This window comes from Paenarthrobacter sp. NPDC089714, assembly GCF_044748905.1.
Taxonomy (GTDB): domain Bacteria; phylum Actinomycetota; class Actinomycetes; order Actinomycetales; family Micrococcaceae; genus Arthrobacter.
Genome location: NZ_JBIVGX010000007.1, coordinates 138,749 through 159,690, shown reverse-complemented (window position 1 = coordinate 159,690; position 20,942 = coordinate 138,749). Strand labels below are relative to the sequence as shown.

The following is a 20,942-nucleotide window of genomic DNA, read 5'->3' as shown; positions in this document are numbered from 1 at the left end:
TGAGGCATCATTTGTTTCGCTGCAAGCACTATCGAAACGAGCCTGAAACGACTCCTTGACGCTTTAGCCTGTGGGTCCGGTCACACCGCGCTTGCGAAGAACCTCTCAACAACCGTCGCCAGCAAGTGCGGGTCCTCCACGCCACACAGCTCCCTGGCGGAGTGCATGGACAGCAGCGGAACGCCCACATCAACGGTCCGGATGCCCAGCCGCGTCGCTGTGAGCGGACCGATGGTTGAGCCGCACGGAATGTCGTTGTTGGAAACGAATTCCTGGTAGCGCACGCCCGACTCCTCGCAGAGGCGTGCCCAGAAGGCGGCACCGGTGGCATCCGTGGCGTAGCGCTGGTTGGCGTTGATCTTCAGCAGCGGGCCACCGTTCAGCAGTGGCCGGTTGGTGGGATCATGGCGCTCCGCGTAGTTCGGGTGGATGGCGTGGCCGGCATCCGCAGAAACACAGAACGACGCCGAGAGGGCCTGCCGCCGCTGGCTCACCGAAGCGCCGAAACCATCGGAAATCCGGGTCAGGATGTCCTCCAGGAACGGGCCACACGCGCCGGACCGGGAGTTGGAGCCGATCTCCTCATGGTCAAAGGCAGCCAGGACGGCGATCGGTCCATTGGCTGGCGCGGCGGCGGAGTGGGCGAGCAGCGCCACCAGACCGGCGTGGGTTGAGGAAAGGTTATCCAATCGGCCCGACGCGAAGAACTCACCGTTGGCCCCGAAAACTGCCGGCGCCTGCGTGTCTGCCACCACGACGTCGTAACCGCCGATTTCCGCAGCATCCACAGCTGCCCCCTCGACGCGCGAGGCGAGCAGGCCCAGCAAGTCCTCCCCGGCGGGATCGCCCAGACCGAAAATGGGGTTCATGTGCTGCTGCTTTGAAAGGGTAAGGCCCTCATTGACGGCACGGTCCAAGTGGATGGCCAACTGCGGGAAGCGCAGCAGGGGCCCGGTGTTGGTCAGGTGCTGGGTGCCGTCACGCATCACCAAGCGGCCCGCAAGCTGCAGTTCCCGGTCCAGCCACGAGTTGAGCAGCGGGCCACCATAGACCTCAACACCCGCCTGCAGCCACCCGAACTTCCCGGTGGTGGGTTTGGGCTTGAGCTTGAATGACGGCGAATCAGTGTGCGCCCCGAGGATATTGAAGCCGCTGGTTGCACCTGCGTTGGCCGGCGTGACCCAGGCAATCAGGGCACCGTCACGGATCACGTAGTAGTTGCCCAGGCCACCCTCCCACGGTTGAAGCTCCTCAAGCCCGGTGAAACCCGCAGCATCCAAGCGTCGGGCCGCCTCGTGCACTGCGTGGAAACTCGACGGCGACGCCGAAACGAAAGAGCCGAGGTCCTGGATGTGGTCTGCTGCGGAGGCGTTCGAAGGCATGACCCCGAGTCTAGTCCCGCTGCGCCGACGCGCCGGGCTACACCGTGACGTTCAGTGCAGCCGTGTAGCCACCGGCCACTGAGCCGGACATAGTCGCGAGTTGGTATATGCCGCCGTCGTCACCAAAGACATTGTCCGAAGTCAGCGTCGTGTTGGGGAAGTTCTTGGCGCTGCTCTCGTACCCGCTCGACGCATAAACCTCCTTGCAGGCCGCCTCCGTCAGGGCGATCTGGGACACGGCCAGGACTTGGCCCGCGGAGCTGGTGTTGCTCAGCGACTCAAATACTTCAAAGTGAATATGTGGCCACCGGCCGTTGTAGGCCCCTGGATAGATGGTGGTGAACGTAAGCTGCCCGTTGGCGTCGGTCTCCTGCACTCCGCGGAGGTAGTTCTCGTTTTCCAGGCCACTGTCGTAGAGGGAGTACTTCCCGTTCCGGTCGCAGTGCCAGGCGTACACAGCCGCGCCGGCCAACGGGGAGCAGCCGTTCGCGTTGTCCAGGAGGGTCAGGGTTACCGTCAGCGGTACCCCCTCGGCCTTGGTGGTGGAGGCGCCGAAGCTGGACGTGATGTCCTTGCGCACCACTCCCGAGGCCTCCAGCACATTGGGACCGTTGGAGCCATCGCCCGGGTACGGACCCACCGTCTCCTGGGGAATCTCCACGCCACATTCCGCGAAGGCCCTGGTTACCGTGCTCGTTGCGGAAGGCGAGGCGGTCGCGGTTTCAGTCGACGTTGCAGTCGACACCGCACTGGCGGAGGACGACGGCGTGGCGCTGCTGCCTCCCGTACCCGGCGTACAGGCTGCCAGGGCAGCTGCCGTTCCCGCACCGAAGAGGACACCCAGCGTCCGTCTGCGATTCAGGATCGTTGATAAATCGAATTCGAGACCGCGATCGTGGTCGGGATGCGGCTGCTCGGCCTCCGTGGAAGCTTGCGTGGGGCGCTGGAGTGAAGTCATGCCTCCATCAAACGCGGGCAGCCTATGGCTTGTACATGGTGAAGCTGTGCCGGGGCTGTGGGTCAGTAATCCGGGTTGCTCGGGACCACCAGGCCCGTCTCATAGGCGTAAACCACCACTTGCACGCGGTCCCGCAGCTGGAGCTTGCTGAGGATCCGCCGGACGTGGGTCTTCACCGTGGCCTCGGACAGGAAGAACTTGTGCGCAATCTCGGCGTTGGACAGGCCCTCGGCGATGGTGGTGAGGATTTCTGTTTCACGCGGCGTGAGCTCGTCCAGGAGCGGATCCCGGTGCGGGGCTGGAGCCAGTCCCGGCGCATGCCCGCCACGGACATAAGTTTCGAGCAGCCGTTGCGTGACCCGCGGCGCCACAACAGCATCCCCGCTGGCTACCAGGCGCACTGCATGCACCAATTCGGCGGGCGCCACGTCCTTGAGCAGGAACGCCGAGGCGCCGGCCTGCAAACCCGAGAAGGCGTACTCGTCGAGGTCGAAGGTGGTCAGGATAATCACCCGGGAATCCGAGCCTGCGTCCGAAATCCGCCTGGTGGCCTCAATACCGTCCATGGCGGGCATGCGGACATCCATGAGCACCACGTCAGGGTGCAGCTCCGCGACCAGCCGCACGGCCTCCGCCCCATCCGAAGCTTCGCCCACCACGGTGAAATCGTCCTCACCCTCCAGGATGAGCCGGAACCCCATCCGAAGCAGTGGCTGATCGTCCACCAACAGGACCTTGATCATGCTGTCCCCAGTCATTCTTCCCCCTTATCGCCGTTCCAGCGCAGCTGGGCGTGTACTGCCCAGCCGCCGCGTTTTCCAGGACCGGCAGTCACGATTCCAGCATAAATTCCCGCACGCTCACTCATCCCTGCGATGCCTTGGCCTGATCCGATGCTGCTCGCCAGGTCCCCGCCACCCTCCCGGGTTCCACGGCCGTCGTCGAGCACGTCAATGGTGACCAAATCGCCGTCGCGGGTTAACTGCACGTCCACCCGGCTCAGCGACCGGCCGTAGCGAAGGACGTTGGTCAGCGATTCCTGGACGATCCTGTACACCGTCAACTCGAACGCAGGGTCGGCGGGCAGCGCCGGGCCCGTATGGGCATAGTGAAGGGGCAGGCCGGCGGTGCGGAACCCGTCCAAAAGCTTCCCCAGGTTGTGGCCCGACTCCAAGGGTGCCAAAGGTGCAGGCCGCCCGGAATCGTCACGGAGAACGCCCAAGACACGCCGCATGTCGGCCAGGGCGGCCCTGCCGGTCCTGGACAGCTCGTTCAGCACGTCGCCTGCGCGTTCCGGATCCTTCTTGACCACCACAGCAGCCCCATCGGAAAGGCTGATCATCACCGTCAGCGAATGCGCCACAACATCGTGCATCTCGCGGGCAATCCTGTTGCGCTCCGTGACCTTGCCCAGCTGCGTTGTCCGCGCCACCCAAGCAGCAATTTCCGCCTCGTGTTCACGCCGCTGCCGCACCGAAATACCGATTCCAGTAGCCAGGAGGTTGGACAACATGATGGTGACGGCCGTGGCGATGTTGTTGATGAGATGGAAATTCTCCGGCACGTCCTGAAGCGTGTCCAGATTGGTGGGACTGGTCCACATGAACAGGTACAGGAGGCTCAACGGCAGGCTCGCCGCCACGAAAACCAGCAGCGCGAGAGGCCGCTTCTTCGCGGTCGCCACCGCATAGAGGGCGAACCACAAACCAGCAGAAACGTTAGAGCCCCACGGGTTGAGGATGGTGGCCGCCACTTCGAAAAGCACGACGGCGGTAACCACCTGGAGCGGATAGCGTCGCCTGAAAGCCAGGACAGTCGCAATCAGCAGCAACAGCGACATCGCCAGCCACTTGCCCTCGCTGCCGGACGCAATGATGGTGGGCAGGGCAAGGATCATGTAGCAAAGGACCACCACGGCATCCATGGCCCGCGGACGCTCGTAGAAGTACCGCCGGACACGGCCGCGCCGCCGTTGGGCGATTTCGGCGAAGGACGCGTCGGCCGCAGTGGCCAACGCGTCCCTCGCCTGTGGAGCTTCAGTCATGGATCGAGCCTAGACCGCCTAGACGTCCCGCTTCTTGATGGCGAACACGGCGGGGATGAGGAAGAGCAGGATGTAGCCGAGGAAAACCAGCCCGCCCTGCCACGGATCCAGTACACCGTCCGTGTGCCCGATCGCCAGGAAGCGACCGCCTGCCTCGCTGGGGATGTACTGGGGGACGTACTTCCAGAAGTCGCCCGGAACAAGGCTCAGGAACCCGGAAGCAATGGAAAGGACAAAGAAGAGGGCGACCAGCACGGTAACGCCGCCTGCGGAGTTGCGGAGCAGCGTACCCAGTGAGAGACCAATGAGGGCCACGCCTGCAACGTAGAGGCCACCGGTGAAGACGCTGTACATGACGCCGTCGGTGGACCAGTCGAGCTTGATGTCGAGGCCCTGGAACACCGGCATGGCGATCAGGAAGGTGAGGACTGCGGCGATGGTGGTGATCACGTAGGAAATGACCACCAGGAGCAAAGCCTTGGCCGCAAAAGCCGGAATGCGCTTGGGAACAGCGTTCATGGTGGACCGGATCATCCCCGTGGCGTACTCCGAGGAGATGAAGAGCACGGCCAGTGCGCCGAGGACCAGGGTGCCGATTTGGATTCCGGCGTTCGGAAGGTTGTAGAGGTCGAACCCGGAGCCCGCCGGGAACTGCTGCGTGATCATCTCGGCGGTCACCGGCTGCCCGGCGTTCTTCGCTTCCTTGATCATCTGGTCTATAAACGTGAACCGGATGAGGACGGCCAGCGCACCGACACCCACGGTGGCAATGAGTGTCAGGGCCAGCAGGATCACCGTCGACGTGAGGGACCGGAGCTTGATCCATTCGGACTTCACAACACCGGCAAAGGTCACACCCCGCCCGGCCGCAGATACATGGGCAGGTGCGTTCGTTCGGCTTTCAGTCATGGTGCTCATCGTCCTTACTTTCCTTCCGCTGCGGCGGCGATGGGCTCGCCAGTGAGATGGGAGTGATATTCAACCTCGTCCTTGGTGAGGTTGAAATAGGCCTCTTCCAGGGAGGAAACCTGCGGAGTCAGTTCGTAGATCAGAACCTGGTTGTCCAGTGCCACCTGGGCGATCTCACGAGGCTGCAGACCAACAACTTCCAGGGTTTCGTTCTCGTTCTGGTCCACACGGACGCCGTCACCCACCAACAACGTGGACAGTCGGCTTGCCGCCGAAGTACGCACCAGGGTCTTGGCCTGCTGGGCGCCGGCAATGATGTCCTGCATGGGCGCGTCAGCAATGATCCTGCCCCGGCCAATCACAATCAGGTGGTCCGCCGTCTGGGACATTTCACTCATGAGGTGGCTCGACAGGAAGACAGTCTTGCCTTGGCTGGCGAGGTAGCGCACCAAATTGCGGACCCACAGAACGCCTTCGGGATCCAAACCGTTTACCGGTTCGTCGAGGATCAGCGTTTGCGGGTCACCGAGCAACGCAGCCGCGATTCCAAGCCGCTGGCCCATGCCCAAGGAGAACCCACCGGCCTTCTTCTTGGCCACCGCGCCCAGGCCGGTCATTTCGATGACTTCGTGGACCCGCGACGTGGGGATGTGGTGGGTGGCAGCCATTGCCAGCAAGTGGTTGTAGGCACTGCGGCTGGTGTGCACGGCCTTGGCGTCCAGCAAGGCGCCCACTTGGTGGAGCGGAGCCTTGTGCTGGGCGTAGTGGAGGCCGTTGACCGTGACATCACCTGATGTCGGCCTGTCCAGCCCCATGATCATGCGCATCGTTGTGGACTTGCCGGCGCCGTTCGGACCAAGGAAGCCCGTCACCCGGCCGGCCTGGACCGTGAAACTGACACCGCCAACGGCGGTCTTTTCGCCGTAGACCTTCGTCAGGCCTTTTGCTTCGATCATGGAAGCGTTCCCCTCCCTGGGCACGTGTCCGTGCGGATGAGTCGTGAATGCGGATGAGTAGTGAATGTACTTAAAACGCTAGTCACACGAAGGAAGGAAGTCGCCTGTCTCAGGGATGATTCAGGGTTCAGTCAGGGTAATCCTCGCGGATGACCGAAACAGCTCAGACCGCCGGGTCGAGGGGTGAATAGACCCGCAGGTTCCGCGGCTTGACCACGAATTCGGCGCTGCGGACACCGGCTTTCGGCTCCCCATCAACAGCCAGCACCAACGGCTCCCCGATCGACTCGATGTGCACCTTGGTCCCCTCGGTCAGGTGGGTCACCCTGGATGCGGCCACAGTTCCCGTCATGGTGGCCCACAGCAGTCGGGCCCGCGCGAACGGCTCATCCGCAGTGATCATGCGCAGATCGAACAATCCGTCGTCCAGCACCGGACGTCGGAGCGGCGCGTGGTCCCTGGGGTAATACCTGCCCCGGCCCATGTACAGGATCCACAGCTTGTGCCTGACGCCATTCACCAACAGGGTGGTGGGGGAATTGACCGCGAACGTCCGCAGCGATGCCACCAGGCCGGCGAGGGGCTTGCCCAATGCCGGCTGCAACCGTTCACGGCGCCGGACAAGGTTGGGGTAAACCCCTACGCTGGCCGTGTTGAGCATCGCCAATTCGCTGGTTTCCGGCAGCTCCGGCAGGCCCCTCTGCATAACGACGTTTCCAAGATCCACCAACGCGCCAGACCCATCGGCAGCCGCTTTCAAGACGTCGTCCATGGATCCGACGCCGAGGTCGCGGGCAAAGTGGTTCAGTGTCCCGCCCGGCAGCACCAGGAGGGGCAGGGAATGTTCGACGGCGGCAGCTGCCGCCGTGCCAACGGTCCCGTCACCGCCCCACACGCCCAGGGCAATAATGCCGGCTCGGGAGGCCGCGGCCTCAATTTCGTGCCCGATGTCTTCGCCTTCGGCAATCTCATGAATATGCGCTTTGGGAAATATCTTTCGGAGAAGCTCGCCGGTCTCCGGCGAGTAGGAGCCGCCCATGGCATTGACCGCAATACTCAACCCATCGCCGTCGGATATCTTCGGGAGCTCCACGGGCGTCCGCCGCGGAGTGGGCTCCGGGGGCTTGGCCGGCCACCATTTCCGCGTCACGATGGCCGAACCCACTCCCAAGGCCGAACCCAGCACCACATCAGACGGCCAATGCGCACCCGTATGGACCCTCGAGTAGGCAACGCCGGCAGCAACGGGAGCCAGGGCAAGGCCGATGGCCGGTGAAACCAGCCCGGCTCCAACAGCAAACGCAACGGCAGAGGCGGAATGGCCCGACGGCATGGACGAACTGACGGGCTGCGGATTAACGAAACGGAAAACAGGCAGATGTTCAGGCAATGGCCGCCTGCGGGGGAGTGCCGTCTTGAAAACCAGGTTGGTCACCGCCGAGGCCACGCCAAGGGCAAGCAGGCCGTGCAAGGCAGCGCGGCGGGGCTTTCCCGGAACCGTGGCCATGAGGCCCGCGATGCCGAACCACAGTTTGCCCTTGGTGGCCGCTGCTGAGAGCCGCCGGAAGAAGTCGTCGTGCTCACCCTGGGGCTGGCGTGAGACAGCCCTCACCAGGAAGTGATCAAACCTGGCGACGTGCTTTGGACCTTTACGCAGGAAGCCTTGCATCTGACCAGCGTAACGCCGATGCCGACGGTTGCCCGGCGCCTCCCCGGCGGTTCCAGCCCCGGTGGCTACCATGAGTGGATGGCCCGCCTCCTGCAACCGCGTCAACGGCCCACATGGCAGATCGCAACACCGGCCGTGCTGTTGCTCACCGCTTTTATTGTTCCGGGCCTGCTCATCCTCGCGGGAAACGGCGAGCCGGCGTTCAACGGCGTGGACACGCTGTGGCAGGCTTACGTCTTCACCCTGCACACGCCCCTCTGGGACCAAGTGAATGTGTTGCTGAACAGCGTGGGCTACGTGGGGATGCTCGTCCTGCAGCTTCTTCTCGGCGTGATTCTCTTGCTGTGGCAACGGCCCAGGACGGCCCTCTTCGTGATGGTCGCGGGTGTGACTGCGCTTGCCCTCACCCAGCTGGCCAAGGTAGTGGTGGGCCGCCAGCGTCCCGAGGGAGCCAAAGTCCTGACTGACACGGGCTCATACCCTTCAGGGCATGTATCGGCCACCACCACCTTTTTGGTCGTCATGGTGGTGCTCATCGATCGGTTCTGGATCAAGGCACTGGCCGCGCTGGGGATCCTGGCCATGATGATCAGCCGGACCTATCTGTCAGCGCACTGGCTCAGCGATGTCCTCGGCGCCGCTTGCCTGGGGACGGGCCTTGTCTTGCTGCTGTGGGTGCCGTTTCGCAGCATATGCATTGCCGAGAATGAACGCACCGGCCCTATTTGGCGGGCAAAGGCTTCGCAACACCGGCAAGCAGCAGGGCCACAAGAATAGGTGCTCCGATAGCCAGCAGGGCGTTGTGGATGCCCGTGTGGTCACCCAGGTAGCCCAGCAGCGGGGGTCCGGCCAGGAACGCGACGTACCCAATAGTGGAGACCACCGAGACGCGTGCTGCGGCGTGCGGTGGATCGTCGGCCGCCGCTGACATGCCCATAGGGAATGCCAAGGCTGCGCCGATACCCCACAGGGCGGCGCCAACAGCCGCCAGGACCACGTTGTCCGCGAAGACAAACAGCGCCAGGCCAACCGCCGCGGCGGCCATGCTGGCACGGAGCACAGTTACCCGGCCGAACTTGTCGATCGCCTTCCCGCCCACGAACCGCATGGCCGTCATTGCTGCAACGAAGAGCGCGAAGAGCAGCGCACCCGTTGCCTCGGAGGAGCCAAGTCCGTCCACAGCGGCCTTGGCTATCCAGTCGTTGCCCGCACCTTCGGTCAGCGTGGCACCCAGGACAACCACGCCTATAAGCAGCGTCCTGCCATCCCGCCAAGCCGACGGGCCCTTGGAAGCCGCCGGACCGTCGTCGTGCGTTTCAGCCACCGCAGCGTGGTGCGGAAGAAAGAATCGCGGGGCGGTGAGCGAGAGGGTCACGGCGATGGCCGCGATGACCAGCAGGTGCACCGGCAGGCCCACACCGATTTGGGAGAGCCCGGCGCCGATCAGGGCGCCAACGAACGCGCCGCCGCTGAAGGCCGCGTGGAATTGCGGCATGATGGTGCGCTTAAGCCGGTGCTCGACGTCGGCGCCCTCAATGTTCTGCGCCACGTCCCACAAGCCGATGCCAATACCGAAGAAAAACAGCGCAATGGCTGTCGCCGGAACCGAAGCCGCCATGAGCGAGAGGGCGATCGCCGTTCCCGCACCGCCGGCCACGATGCCCGCAAGCCTCACCGTGTTGGCGGTTCCGATGCGGCCTACCACCCACCCGGCCGAAGGCAGCGCAACGAGGGAACCTACGGCGGTGCACAACAGCAGGGTGCCCATCTGTCCCGAGGTGAGGCTGAGCGCCTCGGTCACGGCGGGAATACGGGCCGCCCAGCTGGCGAAGACCAGGCCGTTCATGCCAAAGACCAGGAATGTGGCGATGGCCGCGGCGTTCACGTTCGGTAAGGTTCGGGTGCTGGTGGTCATGCAATCACAACTTCCACGGAGAGTTTGTCGAGCCGGGCAAGGTCTTCTGGGGAGGGTTTGAGGTCTGTCACGATCACGTCCACAGCCTCCATGGCGGCAACCAACGCCACCGCGCTGGCATTCCATTTACTTCCGGAGCCGGCGGCGATCACCCGGGCGGCCGACTCAAGTCCGGAGCGCTTCACGGCGGCATCGTCGAGGTCGTGCGCCAGGAGCCCGTCTTTGAGGTTGAAGGCGCAAGGGGTGACGATCGCAGTGTCGAAGCGCAACGAACGGATGTTGGATTCGGCCATGGGTCCACGGAATGATTGTTCGCCCGGGATAAGACGGCCGCCGGGCAAAATGAGTTCGGCGCGTCCCCCGGCCAGCGCGTCCACGCTGTGAAGGGACATGGGCATGACGGTGAGGTCGCGGTTGGACAGCCTGCGCGCGATTTCCGTGGCCGTGGATCCGCTGTCCAACCACACGTGCTCACGGTCCCGGAGGAGGCCGTCAACAACCGCTGCGATCCGTAGTTTGGACTCGTGCTCTTCAAGTTCACGCTGGCCGTAGCCAGGATTATCACCGCGCGCCAACAGGCTGCGGGCGCCACCGTGGACCCTCTTCAGCACTCCGTTGGCCGCAAGGATCTCCAGGTCCCGCCGGATGGTGGCTCCGGAGGCACCGCACTCGGCCACCAACTCGTCAACCGTCACCGCCTCGCGGGTGCGCAGCAGCTCCCCGATGTAGCGGTGGCGGTCGGCAGTCTTCATGGCTCCAGCCTAACAAGCAGACGCGCACTTAATCACTTTTTGTGATCATTTGCTCACCCCCGGACGCTCTCTCACCTAACACCCCTTAAATCGGATCGCTCTCGCAGTGGGTGCGAGAGCGATCCGGTTTAAGGGCGATTAGATGAGAGAGCGTCGGGTTAGCGGGCGCGCTCTACCCGCTTCTCATCCCACACCGGCTCTTCGGATTCGTACACTTTGCCGTCCGAGCCGAACACCAGGAAACGGTCGAAGGACTTGGCGAACCAACGGTCGTGCGTCACGGCAAGGACAGTGCCCTCAAAGGCATCAATCGCCCGTTCAAGAGCCTCGCCCGAATGCAGGTCGAGGTTGTCCGTAGGCTCGTCGAGGAGCAGCAGGGTAGCCCCGGACAACTGCAGCAAAAGGATCTGGAAACGCGCTTGCTGGCCACCGGACAATGACTCGTACTTCTGCTCCGACTGGCCGGCCAATCCATACGAATCCAGCGCACCCGCAGCCGCCTCACGGGGCAACCCGGACCGGTGCTCGTCACCCCGGTGCAGGATCTCCAACAAGGTCCGCCCCAAAAGGTCCGGCCGCACGTGGGTCTGGGCAAAGAACCCGGGACGGATGCGGGCACCAAGCTTGACGGTGCCTTCGTGCGGAACCTCGGCGATCACGACGTCGGACACCGGCAAATGCTCACGCTCGGGGTCGGTTCCACCGGTAGCGAGCAAACGCAGGAAGTGGCTCTTGCCCGAGCCGTTGGACCCCAGCACACCCACCCGGTCCCCGAACCAGATCTCCGTGGAGAACGGCTTCATGAGCCCGGTCAGTTCCAGTTTCTCGGCCACGACGGCCCTCTTGGCGGTCCGTCCACCCTTGAGGCGCATGCGGACGTTCTGTTCGATGGGCAGGGCCTCGGGTGGTCCCGCTTCCAGGAACTTGGCCAGCCGCGTCTGTGCAGCCTGGTACCGGTTGGCCATGTCCGAACGGAACGCGGCCTTGTTCTTGTACATGTTGACGAGTTCCTTGAGCTTCACGTGCTCCTCGTCCCAACGCTTGCGGAGTTCCTCGAATCGGGCGTTGCGGTCCGCGCGCGCCTCCACGTAGGAGCCAAAACCGCCGCCGTGAATCCATGCACCGGCACCATTGATGCCCGGCTCCAGCGTCACGATCCGGCCGGCCGCATTGTTCAGCAACTCGCGGTCGTGGCTGATGAACAGCACGGTCTTCTTGGATTCATTGAGTTTGGATTCCAGCCAGCGCTTGCCGGGCACATCGAGATAGTTGTCGGGCTCGTCCAGCAGCAGGAGCTCGTCCGGTCCGGCGAACAGTGCTTCCAATACGAGCCGCTTCTGCTCGCCGCCGGACAGGGTGGAAGCCCGGCGGAACTGTGCCTTGTCGAAGGAAATCCCCAGGGCGGCCATGCAGACCTCGTCCCACACGGTTTCCACGTCGTACCCGCCGGCGTCACCCCAGTCCACGATTGCCTGGGCATAGCGCATCTGGGTGGGCTCGTCGTCGTGCTCCATCATGGCCAGCTCGGCTTCCTCAACGGCTTTGGCCGCCTTGGCGAGGCCCGGCTGGGCGGTAGAGACCAACAGGTCCCGAACAGTGGATTCATCGCGGACCTGGCCCACGAACTGGCGCATGATTCCCATGTTTCCCGAGCGTCCAACCACACCTTCGTCCGGCGTGAGATCGCCCGCGATGATCTTGAACAGCGTGGTTTTGCCGGTACCGTTCGGGCCGATCAGCGCGGTCTTGGTGCCGTCAGGAACCTTGAAGGTCACGCCGTTGAGCAGTTGGGTGCCGTCGGAGAGGAAGTAGTCGATGCCGGAAACGTCAATATGGGCCACCGCCCCATCTTCCCACGGTGGGAGTTAATGCTCGACGGCGGCACTTGCGTGGGCGGGCACGGAACCACGGGCGGCGTCGAACCATTGGCCGGCAGGGGACCTTTGCGGGTCAGGCGTCAGGCTTCCGCCGCGCAAACCCGGGTGCGTGCTCCGGACGGGGGCCAAACGCGATCATCCGCGCGGGCAGCTTGCGGAAGCCCGGGAAATGGCGGATGACGAACAGCAGCGGCTTGGGTGGCCTGGGCTCATGTCCTGCCATGACCCGGGCGAACACTCCCCGGTGCAGCACGCGCTGGAACGTCTGGACGAGCACTGTTGGGAGCCAACGGCGCTCTTGCACGGCAGCGAGGTGGCCTTCGTCCAGGGTTGAGCTGAGCAGGGCGGGTGCAAGGATCCGGGCAGCGGCCACCGCATCCTGGACGGCCAGGTTGATGCCTACCCCTCCGGCCGGCGACATGGCATGTGCTGCGTCTCCGATCAGCAACAAGCCAGGCCGATGCCATCTGCTGAGCCTGTTGAGCTTGACGTCCAGGAGGTGGACGTCATCCATGGAGCGGATGGTGTCCACGCGATCCGCGAGGTCCGGACGCAGCCGTGAAATGCGGTCGCGGAAAGCCTGTACACCCTCTCGCCTCAGATCCGCGTCCAACCCCTTCGCTGCCAGATAGGCAATCTGGTGGTAGTCCTTGCGGGTCAGGCCAAGCAGCACGTCCCCGCGCCCAAACCGTGGAGAAATGGACGCCACAGGATCGTGTTCGGAAGCCCTCCGGGGAAGCCGGAACCACCACGTATCGAACGGCACGGAGAACTCACGGGGCACCATTCCCGCTCGTTGGCGGATGATGGAACCCCGTCCGTCACAGGCAACCGTGAGTCCGGCCCGCAGTTCCCCGGTATCCATGGTTTCGCCGGATTGGGGATCCCGTGTACGGAACCTGACTCCTTCCACGGCGCCTGCAGCATCCCTCACCAACTCCGTTGCCTCGGTGTTCATATGCAGCGTGAAAGTCGGCTCCTGCCGAGCTGCTTCCACCAGGAAGTCCAACAGATCCCATTGGGGCACCATGGCCACATAGTTGTACGGCGCCTTGAGGAGGCCGAAATCAGCCAGGACCACGGATTCGCCGTCTTCGGTGGGCAGCCGGAAGTTGTTCAGTTGGCTTTGGGGCAGCCGCCGGAACCCTTCACCCAGGCCCAGTTCATCGAGGAGCCGCACGGTGGAAGCGTGCACGGTGTCACCGCGGAAGTCACGCAGGAAATCAGCGTGCTTCTCCAGCACCGTCACGCGGAGCCCGGCGCGCGCCAGCAATAGTCCCAGGACAATTCCTGCCGGCCCTCCGCCGACCACCAAGCACTGGGTATTGCTGGTTTCCATGGTTACTCCCTCATCATCCGGCAGCCGTCAGGAAGGTCTTCAGCAAAGGGCCGCTGGTGGTGGCGCCGAGTCCACCGTCCTCGACGAACACGGCCACTGCGAGGTCACCGTGCACTGCCACAATCCACGCGTGGGTTTTCGGCGGATCGTCGTTTCCGAATTCGGCAGTTCCCGTCTTGGCGCCAACGGGTGCTCCGGGAACCTGGGCCAGGAAACCGGCATGCCCAGAGGTCACCACGGCACGCATCATGGTCGACAGCGACGCGGCTTCTTCCTTGGTGATCGGTTTGGTGGACGCAGGTGACGCCGGAACCGTTGCGGGAGCGGACGACGGCGATGCGGTGCCGCCTTCCGCTGTGGAGGTACCGGCGTCGGGGTTTTGCGTCTGGGCTGCCGCGGCGTCGGCGTTGAGCACCAACTGGGGCGAAACGGGTGCTCCGTTGGCGACGGATGCTGCCATGATGGCCGCGGAGAGGGGGGAAAACAGGACCTTGCCCTGCCCGATCATGGACGCCGCGTGCTCTGTACCCGCAGCTTCACCGGGGACAGAACCGAGGAAGGCATCGACGCCCAGATTGGGGGCCTCAACGGCAACGCCCAGGGCCGTGGCAGCAGATTCGAGTTGATCCTGGCTGACCGTGTCCCGCGCGTTGATGAAAGCCGTATTGCAAGAGTGGGCGAAGGCATCCGTCAGTGTCACGCTGCCCAGCGAGCTTTCGGGATACCCCTCGGAGTTCTTGAAGGTCCTGCCATCCACGGTCACCGTGGAGGGACAGTCAACCTTGGAGTCCGGCGTGGCACCGTTCCGGAACATCGCCAGGGAATCAACAATCTTGAACGTGGAACCGGGTGCATACTGGCCCAGCAGTGCTGTGTTGTAGCCGTTGCTGCCCGGCCCGGACGCCGCAGCAAGCACTGCGCCCGTTGACGGCTTGAGGGCAACGATTGCCGATGCTGGTCCAACGCCGGCCAGTGTCTCTTCGGCCAGTTGCTGGAGCTTAAGGTCCAGCGTGGTTTTCAGCGTGGTCCCCGCTTCCGCGGGAGTGGAGAAGAGCACCTTGGTTTCCGGCGTTGCGCCTTCGGCCGCAGGCTCGGCGGTGGCAACAACTTCCACGCCGTCCTTGCCGCGAAGCAAGGAGTCGTATTTCTGTTGCAGCCCGCCCGTACCGGTGGTATCCCCGGCGCGCAGGGCGCCGTTGGACTTTTCGATCTGTTCGGCGCTGGCCTGGCCAACACTGCCCAGGAGTGCGCGCGCGAAAGTGCGCGTGGGGGCAAGGGCCATGGAGTCGAGGATGCTCACACCACCCGGGATGGCCTTGATCTTGGCTTCAGTGATATCCGCTGTGTAGGCGCGCAGGACGATGCCCTCCACGAAGGCCTGTGGTCCGGAGCCTGCCACTTGCTTGGCATAGTCCTCTGCATCCAGGCCGAGCAGTTCAGCCATGGCCCGAGCCGAGGCGTCCCACTTGTCTTCGGAGGTTTTGGTTTTGTCGATACCAACCCGGAAGACAGGCCGATCTTCGACGATCGGAGCGTCCCCGGAACCCAGGATCTGCCCGCGCTGGGCAGCTACAGTCTTGGCCGAGAGCGTTTGGCCATCAGCGAGCTCCGGGGCAAGGAGGGACGGAGACCACTGGACTGCCCATTTGTCGCCTGACTTCTTAAGGGTCGCTTCCCGGCTGTATTCCCACTTGGCCGAGCCGATGTTCCAGCTGTAATTGAGGGGGAAGGTGGCCTTGTCGCCGTCGAGTTTGAGGTCCCCGGACTGGACGGATGGCTTGGCGTCAAGGCCTCCCACTACGGCTTTCAGTTCATCGTTGGCCGCCGATGCGTCCTTCCCGTCGAAGGCGAGTTGCCCGACGTCGAGCGCTTCCAAGGCGGAGGCCAGCTGCTTTGCGGCACTCTCCGCCCCAGAGCGGCCGTCATCGCAAGCGGTCAGCGAACCGGCCATCACCAGCGTAACGAGACCAAGGACCAGGTTCCGAAGTTTCCCCATTTGCGCCATTATGCCGGGTTCCCCTGACAGTTTCTTGTTGCGCCCACACCCCGGACGGTCACCGACCGCGGATGATCCTTTGCTGCGTGGCCACGGCAATCGCGGCCGTCCTGTTGTCCACGCCAAGCTTTGAGTAGATGTGCACCAGGTGCGTCTTCACGGTGGCCTCTGAGATGAAGAGCTGCTTGGCAATGGCCCGGTTGCCCATGCCCGTTGCCAGCAATTCCAAGAGCTGGACTTCCCTGGCACTCAGCGCCGGCGACGGGTTGCGGATCCGTCCCATAAGCCGTGCCGCAACTTCCGGGGCCAGCGCCGTGTGCCCCGCTGCGGCCTGTGAAACTGCCTGCAGGATCTGCTCCGGTGGGGCGTCCTTGAGCATATAGCCGCTCGCTCCTGCCTCCACGGCGGCGAGGATGTCGGCGTCGGTGTCGTACGTGGTGAGGATCAGCACCGGGGGCGGGGGAGTCCCGCCCTCACCGGCCTTGATCTTGCCCGTTGCCGTGACTCCGTCCATGCCGGTGCCCATCTGGAGGTCCATGAGCACCAGGTCCACCGGCTCTTCCAAGGCAGCCAAACGTCGAAGCTCCACCAACGCCGCAGCACCATCGGAGGCCTCTGCCACGACGCTGACGCCCGGAAAATCGGCCAGCATGGCTCGGAGCCCTGCGCGGACCACGGGATGGTCATCCACCAGGAGCACACGGATCCCGCTCATGCCGCACCCTCCTCGGGAAGCGGCAGGCGGATGGCCACCACCGTCCCCTCTCCCGGTGCGGACTCAATCTCCATGCTCCCGTCCAGGGCGGCAAGCCGCTCACGCAGCCCCGAAAGCCCGACGCCGGTTCCGTCGCCCCTCGCCGTGCCGGCCAGCGTCGTGGAATCAAAACCAACGCCGTCGTCGAAGACGTCCATCGTCACCTCGGTTCCTGGGAAGGACAGGGTCACGACGGCGGCATGGGCGTGGGCGTGCGCCCACACGTTCGCGAGGGAAGCCTGGGCCGCCCTCAGCAAGGTGGTCTGGTAGGAACCGGGGAGTTCCACGGGGGAGCCCACCAACTCGAAGCGGCAACGCAGATCGGTCCCCCTGGCAGCGGCTTCCGCCTCCGTCTTCGCGCAGAGCCTGGACAGGGTATCCACCAACCCCGACTGCGCCAGGTCGGGAGACCGCAGGCCACGGACAAAGCTCCGGGCTTCAGCCAGGTTGGCCGAAGCCGTTTCCTGGACAGTCCTCAGCCGCTCCTGCGCTGTCTCCGGTTGTCCATCCGCCAGGGCCTTTTCCGCCGACCTTCCCATCAGGATGATGCTGGAGAACCCTTGGGCCAGTGTGTCGTGGATTTCGCGGGCCAAACGCTCGCGTTCGGAGACCATGCCGGCCTCGTGCTGGGTGCGCGCGAGTTCAGCGCGGGTCCGTCGGAGTTCGTCGGCAACCAGCCGTTGGCTTTCGGCTTCCTGGAACAAGGCGCGGTAGGCCGTGCCCGTGACCACTGCGAACCCTGCCCCGAACAGTGGCCCCAGGATCATCGCAAGCTGCAGTCCGCCGTCGGGCGTTCCCCGGCCGTGGAACCAAAGGGCGCCCACCAGCAGCGCCGTGCTCACCACGATCGCCGGAAGCGCCGCCCGGCGCGGCAGGATGTGCAGTTGGAGGAAGAAGAGCGGGAAGGCCACCCAGGCGAAATCGCCGCTGACCAGCAGGAGCAGCAGCCACAGGAGCATGACCGTGGCCAACCACCAGCGAGCGTAGGGGGTGGGATCGAACGGCGACGCACCGCTCGCGTGCCGCTTCTCCAGCACCGTCCCGGCCAAGTAGACAAGTGCCAGGGCGCCGGAAAGTCCCAGGCCAGCGGCCAGGGCCACGGCCGAGGGCGCCACGCCGGCGCCTGCCAGCAACCGGATCACCGCCACCAGCAACAGCACCGCGAAACCCACATGGAGGCTCACTCGGAGGACGCGGAGGATGGCGCCTGTGGGCGTCTCCAGTCGGTCTTCTCCGGGGTGTGCATTCACGCTTCCCAGCGTATCCGCGCCGCGGAGCGGATGAGCCCGAAAACCGCGGTATCACGCCTGAATCAACCATTCGGTTGATGGACCCCTCAAACCCACGTCCGTTGGCAATCCACCCCGCTTCCGATGTGCCCAAGCATGCCGGACGGAAAAGTGGAGTGTGCCGGGACAAAGCCCGCACCCAACCGAAGGAATCCGATGTTTCTTGCCATCCGCGACATCCGTTTCGCGAAGGGCCGCTTCGCACTTATGGGCAGTGTGGTGGCCCTCATCACCCTGTTGCTCGTCATGCTCTCCGGGTTGACCGCCGGACTTGGCGACCAGTCGACGTCGGCCATCAAGAACCTGCCGGTCCAACAGATCGTCTTCGGCGCACCGGCCGGCGGTGAACCCAAGGCCTCGTACACGGAGTCCGAGGTGTCCTCGCGACAGCTCCAGGCCTGGCGCGACCAACCGGGCGTCTCGTCAGTTCAGGCCCTCGGCATCAGCCAGACCCGCTTCCAGTCCCTGGCCGGCGATGGATCGGCCACCGGAACGGCCAACGTGGCGGTCTTCGGAGGTGCACTGGCCCCTTCCATCGTTGGCGAGGGCACAGTGGTGATCGGCCAGACCGTGGCAAAGGACCTGGCCCTCCAACCCGGCAGCCGCGTACGCCTTAGCGGAACTGACCTGACCGTGGCCGACGTGGTTGAGGACCAGTGGTACTCGCACACGGGCGTCGTCTGGACCACCTTGCCGGACTGGCGAAGCATTGCGCACGCCGCACCGAATACGGCAACCGTCTTGGGAGTCACGTACGACGCCGGCGCCTCCGTGAGTGCCGACGCCGCCAATGCGGCGGCCGGGACGGTCAGCTCTGACGTTCTGGGATCCTTCCAGGCTTTGGGGTCGTACAAGAGTGAGAACGGCTCGTTGATGCTGATGCAGGCCTTCCTCTACGGCATTTCTGCACTGGTGATCGTGGCCTTCCTGACCGTATGGACTGTGCAACGCACCCGCGATATCGCCGTCCTCCGGGCCTTGGGTGGGTCTACCGGCTACGTTCTCCGGGACGCTTTGGCCCAGGCTGCTTTGGTTCTGCTGGCCGGGACCGCCGCGGGTGGCGCGGTGGGACTTGCCGGGGGATGGGCGGCCTCGAAGGCTGCGCCCTTTTTGGTAACACCCATGACCACGTTGCTTCCCGTTGCAGGCGTCCTGGCGCTTGGCCTGGCCGGTGCCGCCCTTGCCGTTCGACGCGTCACCACAGTTGATCCCCTCCTTGCCCTCGGCGGCAACTGATTCATTCCCGGAAAGGAATACACATGTCTGTGCTCAGCCTTGTCAACGTCACGCTCGAATATCCCGACGGTTCGTTCACCCTCAAAGCCCTTGACTCCGTTGATCTCCGGGTGGGTCGAGGCGAGTTCCTGTCCTTGGTGGGTCCTTCTGGATCCGGAAAATCCTCGCTTCTGGCCGTGGCCGCAACACTGATCAAACCCACCTCAGGCGTTGTTGTCATTGACGGCGAAGACGTCACCGCAGTGACGGAGGCCGAACGCACCAGACTGCGCCGCGAAAAGGTGGGCATCATCTTCCAGCAACCCAACCTCCTGCCTTCACTGACCGCCGTCGAGCAGTTACTGTTTGGCGAGCACTTGCGGGGGAAGGCGGCAAGGGACGGCCGTCGAAGGGCTGGGGAGCTGCTGGATGAGGTGGGCCTCAGCGCGGCAGCGAACAAGCGTCCGCACCAGCTCTCCGGCGGCCAGCGCCAACGGGTCAATATCGCACGGGCGCTCATGGGGGAGCCAACGGTCCTGCTGGTGGACGAGCCCACGGCGGCGCTCGATCACGAGCGGAGTGAGGCTATCGTTCGTCTCCTGCGCCATGTGACGGACCAGTTTTCAACGGCAACCGTCATGGTCACGCACGACACCGAATTCCTCCCCTTGACCGACTCCGTCGCGACCATGCGCGACGGCCGCATCAGCCGCGCCGTCGTCCCAGCCACCCTGCCCAACTAAGTCGCAGTTGTGCGCGTTTTGAGCCCTCATAACGCGCACTATTGCGACTTAGTTGGGGGCGCCGAGCACGGCTTCGTCCTGGGCATCGTCATACGCGTCCCGGGCTTGCAGGATGCTGGGCACGTGGCTCTCGGCCCATTCCCGCAGCATGCCCAGGGGTTGCAGCAGGGAACGGCCCATGGGGGTGAGCTCGTAGTCCACCCGGGGTGGAACCTGGGCATGGATGGTGCGGGTGATCAGTCCATCGCGTTCCAGGGCGCGCAGGGTCTGGGTCAGGACCTTCGGCGTGACCACGCTGACCATCTTGCGGAGCTCGGAGAAGCGCACGGGACCATCTCCCAGGACTTGGATCACCAGCGAAGCCCACTTGTCGCCGATGCGCTGGAAGATCACGCGGGAGGGGCAATCGGGGTCGAGAATGTTGCCGGGGAGGCTATTGGTATCCATGAGGTAACTAGGTTCCTTTGAAGCTATCAGTATCCAATGGATACCTTTGTGTCATTGCAAGGATACCAACCCCAAGGAGAGCAATGAAAATCGCAGTCTACGGCGCAACGGGCATGGTCGGCAGCCAGATCGTCAAGGAATCCCTGACCCGCGGCCACAGCGTCACCGCCATCTCTCGCAACGGAACCGAGGTTCCCGGCGCCGCCGCCCAGGCAGCCGATCAGGCCGATAGCAAGGCGTTCGCTTCCATTGCAAAAGACCACGACGTCGTCGTGCTGGCAACGGGACCCAGCCGCACCGGCGGTGACCATGCGGAATGGCTCAATGCCATGGCTACGGCTTACAGCAATGCGGAGGGAACCCGCCTCCTGATCGTCGGCGGCGCAGGGACTCTGACAGTCGACGGCGTCCGACTGCTCGACTCCCCGGATTTCCCCGAAGCCTACAAGGCCGAAGCCACCACGGCCGCCAAGGCCTTCGAAGCCGTCAAGCAGAGCCCCGAGTCCCTTGATTGGACCGTCTTCGCGCCCGCACCCCTCATCCAGCCGGGTGAGCGCACGGGCGAGTACAAGGTGGCAAAGGACACCCCGGCCGGCAATTCCATCTCCTCCCAGGACTACGCCGTAGCCATGCTGGACGAAATCGAGAGCCCGGCCCACCGTCGCTCCCGCTTCACCGCGGCCAACTAGCGCGGGCA

At 64.3% G+C, this 20,942-nt stretch carries 19 protein-coding genes; 4 read left to right on the top strand and 15 right to left on the bottom strand.

Annotated elements, in window-relative coordinates; genetic code table 11:
- Positions 1 to 80: 80 nt before the first annotated feature.
- From ACIPY3_RS14080 to ACIPY3_RS14050, 7 genes are all read right to left on the bottom strand, one after another.
- Positions 81 to 1,382, bottom strand: a complete 1,302-nt coding sequence (locus ACIPY3_RS14080; RefSeq protein ID WP_400334986.1) for a M18 family aminopeptidase — start codon at positions 1,380 to 1,382, stop codon at positions 81 to 83.
- A gap of 37 nt (positions 1,383 to 1,419) precedes the next feature.
- Entirely contained in the window at positions 1,420 to 2,340 is a 921-nt protein-coding gene (locus ACIPY3_RS14075; protein WP_400334984.1) for an intradiol ring-cleavage dioxygenase, read from the bottom strand.
- Positions 2,341 to 2,402: 62 nt separating this feature from the next.
- Entirely contained in the window at positions 2,403 to 3,098 is a 696-nt protein-coding gene (locus ACIPY3_RS14070; RefSeq protein ID WP_400334982.1) for a response regulator, read from the bottom strand.
- Positions 3,095 to 4,384, bottom strand: coding sequence for a sensor histidine kinase (locus ACIPY3_RS14065; protein WP_400334980.1), 1,290 nt, complete (start codon positions 4,382 to 4,384; stop codon positions 3,095 to 3,097). The genes ACIPY3_RS14070 and ACIPY3_RS14065 overlap by 4 nt, the downstream gene beginning before the upstream one ends.
- An 18-nt stretch (positions 4,385 to 4,402) precedes the next feature.
- A complete protein-coding gene (locus ACIPY3_RS14060) occupies positions 4,403 to 5,293 on the bottom strand; it encodes an ABC transporter permease (protein WP_400334978.1) in 891 nt (296 codons plus the stop codon).
- Between the two features lie 14 nt (positions 5,294 to 5,307).
- The gene (locus ACIPY3_RS14055; protein WP_400334976.1) at positions 5,308 to 6,249 is read right to left on the bottom strand and encodes an ABC transporter ATP-binding protein; all 942 of its coding nucleotides are present in this window, start codon (positions 6,247 to 6,249) and stop codon (positions 5,308 to 5,310) included.
- 163 nt (positions 6,250 to 6,412) lie between these two features.
- A complete protein-coding gene (locus ACIPY3_RS14050) occupies positions 6,413 to 7,918 on the bottom strand; it encodes a bifunctional phosphatase PAP2/diacylglycerol kinase family protein (protein WP_400334974.1) in 1,506 nt (501 codons plus the stop codon).
- On the opposite strand from ACIPY3_RS14050, the gene ACIPY3_RS14045 reads away from it, so the two are divergent.
- Complete coding sequence (locus ACIPY3_RS14045) at positions 7,886 to 8,695, top strand: phosphatase PAP2 family protein (RefSeq protein ID WP_400334973.1); 810 nt, start codon at positions 7,886 to 7,888, stop codon at positions 8,693 to 8,695. The two genes, ACIPY3_RS14050 and ACIPY3_RS14045, sit on opposite strands and share 33 nt — an antisense overlap.
- Here the strand turns inward: ACIPY3_RS14045 and ACIPY3_RS14040 are convergent.
- The 7 genes from ACIPY3_RS14040 to ACIPY3_RS14010 form a co-directional block, all read right to left on the bottom strand.
- A complete protein-coding gene (locus ACIPY3_RS14040; RefSeq protein WP_400334971.1) occupies positions 8,640 to 9,833 on the bottom strand; it encodes an MFS transporter in 1,194 nt (397 codons plus the stop codon). The two genes, ACIPY3_RS14045 and ACIPY3_RS14040, sit on opposite strands and share 56 nt — an antisense overlap.
- Positions 9,830 to 10,585 (bottom strand): DeoR/GlpR family DNA-binding transcription regulator, encoded by a 756-nt coding sequence (locus ACIPY3_RS14035; protein WP_400334969.1) that lies wholly within the window; start codon positions 10,583 to 10,585, stop codon positions 9,830 to 9,832. The genes ACIPY3_RS14040 and ACIPY3_RS14035 overlap by 4 nt, the downstream gene beginning before the upstream one ends.
- Positions 10,586 to 10,743: 158 nt before the next feature.
- Positions 10,744 to 12,426: an ABC-F family ATP-binding cassette domain-containing protein gene (locus ACIPY3_RS14030; RefSeq protein ID WP_397324198.1), complete on the bottom strand. Its 1,683-nt coding sequence runs from the start codon at positions 12,424 to 12,426 to the stop codon at positions 10,744 to 10,746.
- Between the two features lie 109 nt (positions 12,427 to 12,535).
- Positions 12,536 to 13,801, bottom strand: coding sequence for an FAD-dependent oxidoreductase (locus tag ACIPY3_RS14025; RefSeq protein WP_400334968.1), 1,266 nt, complete (start codon positions 13,799 to 13,801; stop codon positions 12,536 to 12,538).
- Between the two features lie 13 nt (positions 13,802 to 13,814).
- Positions 13,815 to 15,797: a penicillin-binding transpeptidase domain-containing protein gene (locus tag ACIPY3_RS14020; RefSeq protein WP_400334966.1), complete on the bottom strand. Its 1,983-nt coding sequence runs from the start codon at positions 15,795 to 15,797 to the stop codon at positions 13,815 to 13,817.
- Between the two features lie 58 nt (positions 15,798 to 15,855).
- Positions 15,856 to 16,512: a response regulator gene (locus ACIPY3_RS14015; protein ID WP_400334964.1), complete on the bottom strand. Its 657-nt coding sequence runs from the start codon at positions 16,510 to 16,512 to the stop codon at positions 15,856 to 15,858.
- The gene (locus ACIPY3_RS14010) at positions 16,509 to 17,801 is read right to left on the bottom strand and encodes a sensor histidine kinase (RefSeq protein WP_400334962.1); all 1,293 of its coding nucleotides are present in this window, start codon (positions 17,799 to 17,801) and stop codon (positions 16,509 to 16,511) included. The genes ACIPY3_RS14015 and ACIPY3_RS14010 overlap by 4 nt, the downstream gene beginning before the upstream one ends.
- 195 nt (positions 17,802 to 17,996) lie before the next feature.
- On the opposite strand from ACIPY3_RS14010, the gene ACIPY3_RS14005 reads away from it, so the two are divergent.
- Together ACIPY3_RS14005 and ACIPY3_RS14000 are read left to right on the top strand one after the other, a co-directional pair.
- A complete protein-coding gene (locus ACIPY3_RS14005; RefSeq protein ID WP_400334960.1) occupies positions 17,997 to 19,076 on the top strand; it encodes an FtsX-like permease family protein in 1,080 nt (359 codons plus the stop codon).
- Between the two features lie 23 nt (positions 19,077 to 19,099).
- Positions 19,100 to 19,798, top strand: coding sequence for an ABC transporter ATP-binding protein (locus ACIPY3_RS14000; RefSeq protein WP_400334958.1), 699 nt, complete (start codon positions 19,100 to 19,102; stop codon positions 19,796 to 19,798).
- A 48-nt stretch (positions 19,799 to 19,846) separates the two neighbouring features.
- Here the strand turns inward: ACIPY3_RS14000 and ACIPY3_RS13995 are convergent, their stop codons facing one another.
- A complete protein-coding gene (locus ACIPY3_RS13995; protein ID WP_400334956.1) occupies positions 19,847 to 20,245 on the bottom strand; it encodes a winged helix-turn-helix transcriptional regulator in 399 nt (132 codons plus the stop codon).
- 83 nt (positions 20,246 to 20,328) lie between these two features.
- Between ACIPY3_RS13995 and ACIPY3_RS13990 the strand changes: the two genes are divergently transcribed.
- Positions 20,329 to 20,934, top strand: a complete 606-nt coding sequence (locus ACIPY3_RS13990) for an NAD(P)-dependent oxidoreductase (RefSeq protein ID WP_400334954.1) — start codon at positions 20,329 to 20,331, stop codon at positions 20,932 to 20,934.
- Positions 20,935 to 20,942: the final 8 nt, after the last annotated feature.